The organism is Okibacterium sp. HSC-33S16 (genome assembly GCF_024171565.1).
Classification (GTDB): domain Bacteria; phylum Actinomycetota; class Actinomycetes; order Actinomycetales; family Microbacteriaceae; genus Mycetocola_A.
In genome coordinates this window covers 107,713-120,321 of sequence record NZ_JALJZZ010000006.1, presented here as the reverse complement: position 1 = coordinate 120,321, position 12,609 = coordinate 107,713, and the positions used below count along the sequence as shown (strand labels likewise).

Below are 12,609 nucleotides of genomic sequence, written 5' to 3'. Positions count from 1 at the left end.
CATCAAATAATGACACTCCTCTCGGAACACACCGACCGCGTTTCAACGCGACTCGGCTCGCTGCACGTGAGAACGATCGGCTCCGGCCTGCCCACCGTTCTCTGGTCATCGATGTTTGTCGACAGCCACACCTGGGACCGACTTCTCCCCCTCCTCCAGCGCGACCGAAGCGTTCCTCGGCGCGTGATCCTCATAGACCCGCCGGGTCTTGGCCTCAGCGAACCGCTGGGCAGGGCGAGCTCCATCACCGAGGCCGCCGAGGCCGCCCGCGAGGCTCTCGACGGCCTCGACGTTGGCGGGCCGGTCGACTGGGTCGGCAACGCGTTCGGTGGCCACATCGGTTACGAACTCGCCACCGATCCAACCGTCGTTCGGAGCCTCGTGGCGATCAGCGCACCGACCGAGCCGATCGACAACGCACTGCGTCGAAAGATCGCCGCCCTGCGCCCGATCCTGCGCCTGGCCGGACCGGTCGGACCGGTGCGCACCGCGATGATCACCGCTCTGATAACGGATGCCTCGGCGGCCGATCCCGAGATCCGTTCGGTCGTTCTCGACGCGATTCGCCGTCCGCCCCGCTCGAGTCTGGCCTGGGCACTTCAGTCGTTCATCCTCAACCGTGTCGACGTGACCGACCGCCTCCCCCAAATTGCGGTTCCGAGCCTGTTCGTGTCATCCGACGATCGCGGCGACTGGACCCCCGCTGGTGCCGAGCGTGCGGCGAAGCAGACTCCCGATGCACGAACCACGATGATCCCGGACGCGCGCACCCTGATTCCCCTCGAGCAACCTCAGCTCCTCGCGAGTGCGATGCTCGACTTCTGGGAACACACCGAGCGGTGACCCGATTCCGCGAGCGGCTGGTGGCATGAGGTTCGACATAGTGACACGACCCGCCCGCTGCCCAGAAGGCTCACTCGACGTCGACGATAGGAATACTCTCGTTCACTGTTGCCGGCACGGTGATGACAGGACGCTGGGCGAGTTCGAGGATGGCCAAGGCAACGGCGGAAAGCACCAGGGTCCAGAGCGTCACTCCGACGGTCAGTGGCCGCACAAACAGCACGATCCCGGCGGCGGCGATGGCAACGGCCGCACGCAGGAGCATCCGTCTCGTGTAGATCCACACACCCACACGGCCGGTCGTGATGCCCCTGCGCTCGGCCGCCCCGCGCAACCCCCCGGCCGCTTCAGTAGCAAACGCCCGCAGACGACGCGGAAGATCGAATGGTCCGGCGAGCCACGCCACAAGTGCGACAACAAGAGCGAGCACCATCACAGCAACGGCCGTTGTTCGCATATCACCCGCAACAGTCTCGTAGAGGAGCCCGGTTACCCCGGAGGGCAACACCGCGGGGCTGAGAGCGGAGGTCAGGGCGACATTGCCAATGGCGAATCCCGCGAGCGACAGAATCATTGACAGTGCAAGAGCGACCGCTGCCCAGATCAGAGCCACTGCGCGTCGGCGCGCCACCAGCACGCCAGCGGCGAGAAGGAGGATGGCCACCCACGGCAGCCACGATCCCGCTGCGACGGTCATACCGTAGATGAGCTGCACCGAGGCGAGTGCGTCCGATTGGGCGATGATGATCGTGCGGTCAACCACAGGGATCTGGTTCGCAAGGTCGATGCCCTGCTCGATCAGTGCGGACTTGACCGCTTCGATGACCGGGCCGAGTTGGATGCCAACAGAACCATCGTCGCCCAGCTGCACCGCAGCATCCGGATTCTCCCCCATCGCTCTGATCAATTGGGTATGACTGATCCGCAGTGCCGACGCCCAGACATTTGAAAACGCCTCAGACTCGACGAAGCTCGTGACGCCATTCTCAATCAGCGATTGGACGCCTGACGCTGCCGGGCCCTTGAGAAGCTCCAGCGCTTCGGTCGCACGAGGACCCGTACCGAGCTCGGTGATGCCGTCGATCACCTCCGAGGTGATCTGCGGAATGTCGACCTGCTCGTTGATGACAAGAAGAGTCTGATCGGTGACGAATGCGCGAATGCGCGGGCTCTCGGAGAGCGGCGCATAGGTAGCCACAAAACGATCGGTGTCGGTGAGGACCGTCTTCGACCATGAGGCAACGAGCGCAACTGGAGCGAGCAGCGCGCCCAGGACGATGAGAAGCGTTGCAAGAACGGTCCATGCCCAGCTTCGAGTTGTGCGCGGTGCTGATGTCGGATCGGATTCAGCCTGACCCGCATTCTCGTGCTCCCGAAGCGCGAAGTTCTCAGCTTCAAGTTCTTCAATCCGCCGAAGCAGTTCGACACTGGCCAGATCCGTCATCATTTCCTTCGTCGCACAATGCTGGGTCGACTGCCACTCTGCCTCTACGCACGTCCAGCGCAGATCACCCGCCGAGCATGAGATCTGGTGATCCCTCGCTACGGGCTCGGCCGCCGCGATACTCTGTCGCTGAACACCGACGATCTCGAACGCAAAGTGGCGATGAACACCCGCAGGGCACGGGCTCACGCCGGAGGGTGGTCTCATGGCTGAGCTCACGGGAACTGACACCCTCGCGGATGTCGAGGGAGACAGGCCTTCCCGGTCGACCGTGCAGAAGCTTCTGGCACTGTCGATTCCCACCATCATGGTCGGCGCACTGTCAGCGATCCTGCTCTATGCCGTTGAAGCGATCGCGCATGCACTCGAACACGGGCTGTGGTCAGCTCTTCCCGACGCTCTCGGCATCGATCCGGACTCGCGATGGTGGATCTTCGGAGTATTGAGCGCGGTCGGGCTCGTTGTGGGCCTCATCGTCTGGCTGATGCCGGGGCACGGCGGACAGGACTCAGCGACGGTGCACCTCATCGCTCCTCCGCTTCCTCTGCAGACCTTGCCCTCCCTGACGATCGTTGCCGTCTTGGCCTTGGGCGGCGGTGTGAGCCTGGGTCCCGAGGCGGCGATCATCGGCATCAACGCCGGACTGATGGTGGCCCTTTCTCGCTGGCTGTGGCCGAGCATTCCGGTCGAACTTGTCGTTGTGGTCACGGCCGCAGGAACGATCGGGGCGCTGTTCGGCACTCCAGTGGCGGCCGCTTTGGTCTTCACCGGCCTGGTCGGCTCACTGTTCCGGGAGGGGGCGCTGTGGGACCAACTCTTCCTCCCACTGCTGTCCGCCGGGGCCGGCGCGGTGATGATGTCCCTGCTCGCAAATCCACAATTCACCCTCGACCTCCCCGCTTATGAAACCGTTGCACCGGTCGATCTCCTGAGTGCCGCGCTCATCGCAGTGATCTCCGCGGCTCTGGGGCTCACCGCCGCCGCCGTTTTTCCGCGCCTTCACCGGGCCTTTCGCCTGCTCAGGAATCCCGCGCTGTACATCACGCTTGGCGGCGTCATCCTGGGAATCCTCGGAGCGGTCGGCGGCCCCATCACGCTCTTCAAGGGGCTCGGTCAAATGGGCGACCTGATCGCTCACCGCGACGACTACGCGGCTTCCACCCTCATCGTGATCGTGGCAGTGAAGGTCCTTGCCCTGCTTGTGAGCGCAGCCGCCGGTTTTCGTGGGGGGCGCATTTTCCCGGCCGTCTTCATCGGGGTCGCGATTGGCATCCTCGCGAATGCGTTGATCCCTTCGATCCCGCTCGCCGTTGCGACCGCAAGCGGGGTGCTCGGGATGGTCCTGGCGATCTCCCGTGACGGATGGATCGCCCTCTTTATCGCTGTCGCGGTCACCGGCGGGATTACGGTCCTCCCCGTCTTGTGCATTGCTGTCTTGCCGACGTGGCTGCTCGTGTCACGCGGACCAGAAATGATCGTCCATGCCACGCCTGAAGCACTCGCAAGCGACTCTGGTCCCAGCCATGTACGACCCTGAGCTTGTCCCTCGCGACACCACTGCGGTCTCACTCGACGGCCGATACTTTCACTTCACCGGGCCACTTCGGTCGTTCTTCGAGCCGGGCGGCTTCGTCACCGTGCGTCTCGAGGGCGGGATGCGAGAACTCGGCCAAGTCGAGGACGTCACCTTCTCCATGGGCGGCGACATGCACGGTACGGGGAGGATTCTGGGGCTCATCTCAGAGGACACCAGAACCCTCGATTCGCGCCGCTCACTCCCGTTTATCTCTGCGCAGATCCAGCCCGCCGAGCCCGTCGAGATCAATTCCCTGTACAGCGGAAGTGGTGACCTTCTTGACATCGGAACCTCCCTTTCATCAACTGACGTGCCTGCACACCTGCTTCCCCATCGGTTCAATCGCCACACCTTTTGGTGCGGCCAGAGCGGCTCGGGCAAGACATACGCTCTCGGAGTCGTGCTTGAACAACTGCTCTTGCACACATCGCTTCCGATGGTGATTTTCGACCCCAATGGTGACTTCACTCGGCTTCGGGAAGCGAAAGAGACGAGAGAAACGGATGCCATACGCTCACTTTTGAGCCGTAACATCCGAATTCTTCGCCCCGCATCGCCCGATCCCGACTCTCTCCGGGTCAGGTTTGTTGATCTCCCGCTTCGAGCGAAAGCTGCAGTCATGCACCTCGATCCGGTGACCGACCGCGACGAATACAACGAGCTCATCCATCTCCAGGAAGTCGTAGGTTCGGTGACAGGAGAAGAGGTCGTTCCAACGCTTCGCCAGCGCGGAACAGCAGCTGCTCTCGCGCTCGCGTCCCGCATCGAAAACCTGGGACTCGTCGACTGGGCCGTCTGGGCGCGGGAGTTCGAAGCGGTGACGGACATTCTGGACACACGACCAGACGCAACGGTGCTCGACCTCGGTGGATTTGATACACCCGACGAGCCACTCGTTGTCGCCATGGCTGTTCTCGACGACCTCTGGGCGCGCCGGGAACGACGCCGGCCGCTGCTCATCGTGATTGATGAAGCGCACAACCTGGGTTCACCTGACCAGCACAGTCCCCTGCATGACGCCGTTCGAGAACGGCTTATCCAGATCGCGGCAGAGGGCCGCAAGTTCGGACTGTGGCTTTTGCTCTCCACACAGCGCCCGTCCCGAATCGATCCGAGCATCATCTCGCAGTGCGACAACCTTGCGCTGATGAAGATGACGTCACCCGTTGATCTCGACGAGCTGGGCACAATCTTCGGTTTTGTGCCGGGCAACATGCTCACGCGTGCGTCGCAGTTCCGGCAGGGTGAAGCGTTGTTCGCTGGCGGCTTCACGGCGACCCCGACGATGGTGAAGATGGGCGAGCGGTTGCTGGAGGAGGGCGGCGCGGATGTCCGCGTCCCGGTGCGTCTTAGGCCGCAACCTTGAGCGCTTGGCCTTTCAAGCCGTCGAACTCACCCTGGCTAATCGCCCCCGAATCAAGCAGCGTCTTTGCTTTCGCGATCTCTTCGGCTGGTGAGCTCCCTGCGACCGATCGAATGTACTGGTCGGTCTGTGACCGTGCCTGTCGAACGGCAGCTTGCTGTCGCTCGCTCATGCCCTTGCCGCGGGCGATGAGATAGACGAGTGCGGTAAGGAACGGCACGAACACAAGGAAGATCACCCACACAGCTTTGAGACCGCCGTTGAGACTGGTGTCCCGGAAAATATCCCCAATGATTCCGAAAAGAACCATGAGGTACGAAAAGAAGACATAGCTCCAGAAAACGAAAAGGATGAAATCCCAGAAGTTCATTTCGGGCGACCTTTCACGGACGGTTATCGGGCAATGTGCCGATCGCCTGAATCTAGTGAGGCATCACCGACCGGGCATCACCCGGGAAGGATGAAGGCTCTCGCCTGACCCACGGTCACCCCGAGCGGATGACGCCGTTTGTCAGCCATTGCCGTAGCGTTCCGGGGATCTGGAAGTGACGTAGAGGGTGGAGGCAATGACCAAGCCCCGCCGCACGAAGGCCGAATCTCTGGCATCGACGGCCCACCCGGTCGGCCGGCATCCCTCGAGTTGGCGATCCGGCTACTGGCTTGTCCTGACACTGCTCACGGTTTCGTACCTGATGTGCGCCGCTCAGACCTCACCAGACCCGAGCGCCGTGGTTCTTCTGGTCCAACTCGCTACCGTCGCAGCGACCCTGTGGGTGGCTCGCGTCAACGCGGGAGTGCGTCAGGTTGGCTGGGTTGTCCTCGCTGTGACCGGAACCGCCGCCGGTATCGTTCAACTGGCTGCGCTCGAGGGCCGTGTGCTCGATATCGTGCTCTCGTCGGCATCCATGTTGGCGTATCTTGGCGCACCGATCGCGATCATCGCTCACCAGGGAAGGAAAGTGCTTGTCGACGGCCAGACTCTTCTTGCGTCGATAGCTGCCTACGTGATGGTCGGGATGTTCTTCACCTTTGTCTATAACCTGATCGGTCTCACGACTGCCACGCCCCTTTTCGAGAACGCGAATGACGACTCGCTGACCAGCCAACTCTTCTTCTCATTCACGACACTGACGACGACGGGATACGGAAATCTCGTCCCGAGTGGATCAGCCGTCCAGAGCGTCGCCATTGCCGAAGCGATCGCCGGTCAGCTCTTTCTTGTCATCGCGGTCGCTCGAGTTGTATCGGGTTGGCAACCGCAGCGTCGCTGACCACAAACATCATTTTCTCCTCGTCGCTCGATTGACTGACACCAGTTCAATGTTGAGATTCCCAAAGAGAGCCAGAATTCCCTGCAGCTTCGCCTGGTCCGGCAGCGCTCCGACTAAATGGGTCTCGCCGTGATCGACCTTGCTAATCCGGAATCCGTCGATGAGCTCCGCGACCGGGTCACTCAACGTGCCCTTGATCACGATTTCGAATGGTTCGCTGGTCACGGCCGAGTCCTCTCACACAATCCACATTCTGAGTACAACTCTGACTGGAAGCATCATCCGCGGAGGATGAAGGATTTCCTCAGATGACCACTCCCCTTGGCCACCAAAGTCAGATGTGCCACACTGACCGTGGAACGGAGTGGCCATGGGCGCTTCCAGCCAGCCCCTTGCAGGAAAACCTCTCGTCGAGCGACCAGCGCTTCTCGCTGCTCTTGATGGAGCATTGGGGCGGCGTCTCACCTTGGTCGCTGCACCTGCTGGTGCCGGTAAGACGACTCTCTTACGGCAATGGATTGCGACGCACAGCGACCTGAACTTTACCCATCTCTCCATCGACTCGGCCGATGACGACCCGGCTCACTTCACACGTCGCCTCATCACAGCCCTGACCTTTTCTCACCCTTCCAGCGCACGAGCAACAAGATCCATTTCCCGCGACGGGGAGGGACTTGGGCAGGCTCTGATCACCGGCTTGGCAGCGGCTCTCGAGGGCGGCCCGGAAACCGTCCTTCTCCTCGAGGATGTACATCGCTTCACAAACGTTGCTCTTGTTGCTGACCTGGGCAAGCTCATCGAGCGTGTGCCTCGTACCGTTCATGTCGTCATCGCGTCTCGGGTCGATCCACCGATCGCGCTCAGTCGCCACCGCCTGAATGATGAACTTCTCGAACTTCGACCGGCCCAACTTGCGTTCAACGAATCCGAGTCAGCTGCACTCCTCGAAAACATCGTTGGCCACGCGTTCACGCCTTCACAGGTTCACAAGCTGTGTGACCGGACCGAAGGGTGGGCGGCGGGGTTACAACTCGCCGGGCTACATCTGAGGAACGAACCGGACGCTGAGTCGTTCATCGCCGAATTCAGCGGAAGCGACCGGCTTGTAGCCGACTACTTGGGCGAGGAAGTGATTTCTGGCCTTCCTGCTGACCGCAGACAGCTGTTGTTGGAGATGTCAGTACTCGATGACATGTGTGCCGGTCTCGTTGAAGCCGCGGTCGGTTCACACAACGCCCAGCAAACACTTGAGGAGTTGGAGCGGGAGTGCATGTTTCTTATCCCGTTGGATGCCCAGCGCCAGTGGTTCCGCTTTCACCATCTCTTCTCAGAACTTCTTCGATCCCGGCTCCGCGCCGAAAACCCCGCGGCCGAGCTCCAGATCCTTACCGCAGCGGCCGACTGGCACCTGAGTCGAAGCCGGGTGAAGAAGGCTCTCGACTATCTCTTGAGAGCACAAGCCCGCGACGGTGCGATGGAGACCATGCTGGCGTCCGCCGCTGACGATGCGGCCACTGGAGTGGGGGCCCCGGTTCACTCGCCCGTGCCCACCGCTCGCAATCTGGTGCGAACCGCCCAAATAAATGAAGAGCTCTTCGCCGGTGTTCGGCATGCGTGGGGAGATGAATCTGCCGCTTTTCCAGCGCCCGCTGCGGAACCAGAGCGAAACGTGACTGCGTCTGCGGCACCGCGCCGGGGATGGGGATTCGTCGCGGCGCAGGTGTTATGGCGAGCGCGCCCGGATATCTCCAGCGATGAAGCCCGTCGCAAAGTTGGCGCCCTCGCGCAGCGTGGAGACGTTCGCCGAGCAACGTCCCCGGAATTAGCCCAGGCACTCGTATCAGGGGGTCGTGCGTTCTTCCTCGCCGGAAATACGACGGAGGCACGGAAGTGGTTGTCGCGTGCCCTCGTGGCTTCGGGGTCAGATGTCGTCGAACGAGTAAGCGCACTCAGCGCTCTGTCTCTCGTGGAAGCGTGGAGCAGAAACGTGACCCGCGCGGACAAACTCATGCGAGACGCCTTAGAGACAGCACGGGATGCCGGGATGCTCGCCCACCCCGCCATCGCAGACGCCTATCTGGCGTCCGTCCTCACCTCGTTGGAACCCGAGGCCGATCCGGGTGCCGAACCGTCCGGAAGCGAAGAATCAGCTCACAGCTCACCCGCAACCACCAGCGATGCTCGCGGCACGCATCATCCCTTGGCTGCCGCTCCACAGACTGTCAGGACCGATACCGAAGTGCTCGTATCTGATGATCCCAAGCTCGTTCCAACAGTGCTCTTTGAACGAGCAGCAGCATCGATCACCCTCGGCGACACCGGTCCCGCGCGAGAGATCGTGGAAACCTGGCAACAGTTGGTTCACGTCTCGACACCTCTGTCGGTCGTCCAGAATCACATTCTCAGGGCTCGCCTGGCAGCCGTCGACGAGTTGCCTGAGGAAGCCCTACGAGAACTTGCGGCCGCGCTGCAGGTTGCTGAGATCCACGGTTTTGTGGAGGTGTTCGTTCAGGCTGGTCCGCTCATTTTGCAGCGGCTTTCCATGATCTCCGGACCCCAGGCCGCATTCAGTGACCTGATCCGGAGCCGCGCAGGTGAAGAGACGTCGCAGTTGCCCGCTCTCGGTCTGTCCGAACCGCTGACGGAGCGCGAACTGGAACTTCTCGTCTACTTCCCGACTCGGTTCACCAACGTTGAACTCGCGCGGCGTTTCTACGTGTCGGTAAACACCATAAAAACGCATATGGCGCATATTTATCGCAAGCTGGGTGCGACGACACGCGATGGAGCCATCGACCGCGCTCGCGAAGTCGGACTGCTCTAGCTCCAACCAGAGCATTATTCATCCGCCAAACGCGCGCCCTCGACCGCGGCTTCCCGCTCGCCCCGCACTGCACTTCTCCGCGCAGCCCGCTTTCGTCTGTTGTCGGCGTCCTTCGCTCTCAAAACGCTCTTCGCCGCGTCGATGTCGCCCGTCAGCGGTCGCCACCAGGCGGCATCGGGATCGGCGTCGAGTAGAAGGGCGCGGACCAGCAACGTCAATGGCACGGCCAACACCGCACCGACCGGCCCGAGGACGGGTGTCCAGAACAGGACCGAGACAAATGTAATGGTTTGGTTCAATGCGACAACGTTGCTCACCAGGAGGGGCTGAACGATGGACTGCACGATCATGTTGATGATGCCGTAGATCAGGATGACGGCGATCGCTATTGGCCAACCGCCGACGAGCAGACCAAAGACGGTGGGCGGGATGATCGCGAGAAAGTAACCGACATTGGGGATGTAACTGCAGATGAATGACAGAAGCGCCCACAGGAATGGGGCCGGAACTCCGAGCAGGGCTAAGGCGATGAAGTTCATCGTGCTCTGCAGCACACCGAGGCCGGTTGCGGCGACCATATATCGGCGAACGCTGACGGCGAATCCGTTCATCGCGGAGACCAGAGTCGGTCGCCGCTTGTGAAGCTCCGAGAAGAGCGGCGGAAGATATGTCGCGTCCATGGCCATCAGCATCACCAAAGTAATGATGACGACGAGCGAGAACACGATTCCGGTGATCCCACCGAGCAGGCCAGCCGCGAGGTCAAGGAGTTTGGCTGGGTCGAATCCAGCAATGATGGTCTGGGCAGACTCAACTCCGACCCCGACGCTCGCGAGCCAGGCGACGATGTCCTGACCTATCTGCTCCATTTGCGGCGTGAATTGCGGGAGGAGGGTAGTGAACTGGGTCAGCGCAATCAACAAGGATGCGACGAAACCGGCGAGTAACGCGACGACAAGAAGGATGGCAAGCACGGTGGCGACACCGCGAGGCACTCGGATCCGTTCGAGGGCCCCACGCACGGGATGCGCACAGATACTCAGCACGAGCGCAAGAGCCACCGGCGCGGCCACCGGCTGTATCGCCCAGAGTCCGAAAATCGTGGCTGAAGCGCCGCCGAGGCTGAGGAGGACCACAGTCGCCCGCGGAAGGGGCGACGGTGAGGAGGAACCGGCTTCAGCGTCCCGCATGGCTCGTTTCTGAGGATCCTCCGCCCGGTCTTGACGACCCCAGAAGCGTAGATTCATCGTTTCATCCCCAAGCGCGCATCGTCAGCGGTGCGATTGGTGGTCCCCGGCCTGTCGGCAAACTAGCACTGGCCCCCGCGATCGTCCACGGCTCGAGACGCCGTTCGAAAATGTCATCCACCGTGGGTGATCGCACAGCGGAAGCGCTCGATTATGTTTCGCCTCACCGGGGATCGCGGAGGGAGCCGACAGCAATGAACTGGTGGAGCACCTTCTGGGCCGTCATCGTTTGGTTCGTGTGGGCCTATCTGCTGATCGCCTATCTCCTCCTTCTGATCAGGGTGCTCGGGGATATTTTCGGTGATCGGGCCCTGAACGGCTGGAGTAAAGCAGTGTGGGTCGCTGGCCTGGTGTTCCTGCCGTTCCTCACCGTCCTCGCCTACCTCGTTGTACGGGGCAACGGAATGAATGGCCGGAATCCTCGAGGCGAAGCGACGGTTTCCGAACCCCACGACTATCGTCCGCGCATCATCCCGCTGGCCAGTCCTTCAAATCACATCGCCACAGCCCAGTCACTGTTGGCTGCCGGATCGATCACCCCCGAGGAGTTTGCTGCTCTCAAGGCCAAAGCGCTGCTTTAGGTCCGGTCCTCCCGGCTACCCCTGAGTCTCGTGTCGGCGGGCGCGAAGGGCACGTTCCTTTCGACCGACGATCGCGAGCAGCACGATTGCGAGTACGACACACACGAGAATCAGCGCGAACGTCCAGTTCCAGCCGAACGCGTGCACTGCGAGACCGATTCCGGTTGATGCCAGCGTCGCGCCAAGCACATATCCGAACAAACCGGTGAAACCAGCGGCCGTACCAGCGACGTTCCGCGGGCTCAGGTCGAGTGCCTGCAGGCCGATGAGCATCACCGGTCCGTAGATCAGGCCGCCGATAGCGACAAGCGCCGCGAGCGACACCCACAACGGGCCTTCAACGGGCGAGAGCCAGTACACGGCAACGGCCACACCGACCGCGGCCATGAAGAGGATTCCTGTCGGCGATCGCTTGCCCTTAAACACTTTGTCGCTGATGTAGCCGCAAAGCAGGGTGCCAGGAATTCCAGCGAGTTCGAAGAGGGAGAAACCGGCGATGCCTTCACCAAGGCTGGCACCACGCACCTCGGCGAGGTAGACGGGAGCCCACACGAGGACGCCATATCGAAGGGTGTAGATGAAGACGTTCGCCAGCGCGAGGTTGACCATCGTACCGTTGGTGATCACATATTTGCGAACGGTCTGCCATGTGGATGCACCTTCGTCGCTGTGATCCGCCTCCACGGGAGCGGGGTCGTTGCGGTACTCCTCGATGGGCGGTAATCCCTCCGACTCGGGAGTGTCACGGAGAAGGATGAACGCGATCACCGCGATAATGAGACAGACAACTGCCGGGAACCAGAACGCGCTCTGCCATCCTCCGAACCAAGCCAGCGCGAGACCGGCGAGGCCACCGGCTCCTGCTCCACCAACGTTGTGGGCGACGTTCCAAATGGCGGTCTTTCCACCGCGCTCCGACGTCGAGAACCAGTGGACCAAGGTACGTCCGCTTGGCGGCCAGCCCATTCCCTGGAAGAATCCGTTGACAATCATGACGATTGCAAAGAAAGCGACGGACGCCCCAACGGCAGGAACGAAAGCGATGAAGAGGTTCGCGAATGCGGACAGCACGAGCCCGATCGGCAAGAACCAGCGGGCGTTGCTTCGGTCGCTCACGATGGCGCTGAAGAATTTGCTGAACCCGTATGCCAGGAGCACCCCGTTTGTGATGACGCCCAAACCGACAACGCTAAACCCGTGTTCGTCCTTGAGGATCGTGGATACCAACGGGACGTTGTTTCGAATCAGATAGTAGGCGGCGTAGCCGATGAAGATTCCGATGAAGACCTGAAGGCGGAGTCGCGGGTAGCGCTTCGCGATCGTCGCATCGTCGAGACGCGGCCCGGGTGGCGGTGCAGCGAGAAAAGAGGTCAGCCCCTTTTTTACCGCGTCGTCCGATCCTGCCGCGCGTCGAGTGTCCGTACTCATGAGTCCCCCTCCAGCCGCCTCCTGGCATCCAC

General features: G+C 61.7%; 11 protein-coding genes. 6 read left to right on the top strand and 5 right to left on the bottom strand.

Going from position 1 to position 12,609, the window contains the following annotated elements:
• Positions 1–9: 9 nt before the first annotated feature.
• The gene (locus L1277_RS13725; protein WP_253377174.1) at positions 10–843 is read left to right on the top strand and encodes an alpha/beta fold hydrolase; all 834 of its coding nucleotides are present in this window, start codon (positions 10–12) and stop codon (positions 841–843) included.
• Between the two features lie 70 nt (positions 844–913).
• Here the strand turns inward: L1277_RS13725 and L1277_RS13720 are convergent, their stop codons facing one another.
• On the bottom strand, positions 914–2,290 hold the full coding sequence (locus tag L1277_RS13720; RefSeq protein ID WP_253377172.1) for a hypothetical protein: 1,377 nt from the start codon (positions 2,288–2,290) through the stop codon (positions 914–916).
• A gap of 202 nt (positions 2,291–2,492) precedes the next feature.
• Between L1277_RS13720 and L1277_RS13715 the strand changes: the two genes are divergently transcribed.
• Both L1277_RS13715 and L1277_RS13710 read left to right on the top strand, forming a co-directional pair.
• On the top strand, positions 2,493–3,824 hold the full coding sequence (locus L1277_RS13715; RefSeq protein WP_253377170.1) for an ion channel protein: 1,332 nt from the start codon (positions 2,493–2,495) through the stop codon (positions 3,822–3,824).
• Positions 3,769–5,229, top strand: coding sequence for an ATP-binding protein (locus tag L1277_RS13710; RefSeq protein ID WP_253377168.1), 1,461 nt, complete (start codon positions 3,769–3,771; stop codon positions 5,227–5,229). Before L1277_RS13715 ends, L1277_RS13710 begins: the two co-directional genes overlap by 56 nt.
• On the opposite strand, the gene L1277_RS13705 is transcribed toward L1277_RS13710, so the two are convergent.
• Complete coding sequence (locus tag L1277_RS13705; RefSeq protein ID WP_253377167.1) at positions 5,213–5,596, bottom strand: PLDc N-terminal domain-containing protein; 384 nt, start codon at positions 5,594–5,596, stop codon at positions 5,213–5,215. The two genes, L1277_RS13710 and L1277_RS13705, sit on opposite strands and share 17 nt — an antisense overlap.
• Positions 5,597–5,792: 196 nt before the next feature.
• On the opposite strand from L1277_RS13705, the gene L1277_RS13700 reads away from it, so the two are divergent.
• On the top strand, positions 5,793–6,497 hold the full coding sequence (locus L1277_RS13700) for an ion channel (protein ID WP_253377165.1): 705 nt from the start codon (positions 5,793–5,795) through the stop codon (positions 6,495–6,497).
• Positions 6,498–6,506: 9 nt separating this feature from the next.
• Here L1277_RS13700 and L1277_RS13695 read toward each other — a convergent pair whose 3' ends face one another.
• Positions 6,507–6,722 carry a hypothetical protein gene (locus tag L1277_RS13695; RefSeq protein WP_253377163.1) on the bottom strand — a complete coding sequence of 72 codons (216 nt, stop codon included), beginning with the start codon at positions 6,720–6,722 and terminating at the stop codon, positions 6,507–6,509.
• A gap of 145 nt (positions 6,723–6,867) precedes the next feature.
• On the opposite strand from L1277_RS13695, the gene L1277_RS13690 reads away from it, so the two are divergent.
• Positions 6,868–9,321 (top strand): LuxR C-terminal-related transcriptional regulator, encoded by a 2,454-nt coding sequence (locus L1277_RS13690; protein ID WP_253377161.1) that lies wholly within the window; start codon positions 6,868–6,870, stop codon positions 9,319–9,321.
• Positions 9,322–9,335: 14 nt separating this feature from the next.
• On the opposite strand, the gene L1277_RS13685 is transcribed toward L1277_RS13690, so the two are convergent.
• The gene (locus L1277_RS13685; protein ID WP_253377159.1) at positions 9,336–10,511 is read right to left on the bottom strand and encodes an AI-2E family transporter; all 1,176 of its coding nucleotides are present in this window, start codon (positions 10,509–10,511) and stop codon (positions 9,336–9,338) included.
• A 251-nt stretch (positions 10,512–10,762) separates the two neighbouring features.
• On the opposite strand from L1277_RS13685, the gene L1277_RS13680 reads away from it, so the two are divergent.
• Complete coding sequence (locus L1277_RS13680; protein ID WP_253377157.1) at positions 10,763–11,149, top strand: SHOCT domain-containing protein; 387 nt, start codon at positions 10,763–10,765, stop codon at positions 11,147–11,149.
• A gap of 15 nt (positions 11,150–11,164) precedes the next feature.
• Here L1277_RS13680 and L1277_RS13675 read toward each other — a convergent pair whose 3' ends face one another.
• Complete coding sequence (locus L1277_RS13675) at positions 11,165–12,577, bottom strand: MFS transporter (RefSeq protein WP_253377155.1); 1,413 nt, start codon at positions 12,575–12,577, stop codon at positions 11,165–11,167.
• Between the last annotated feature and the right edge of the window lie 32 nt (positions 12,578–12,609).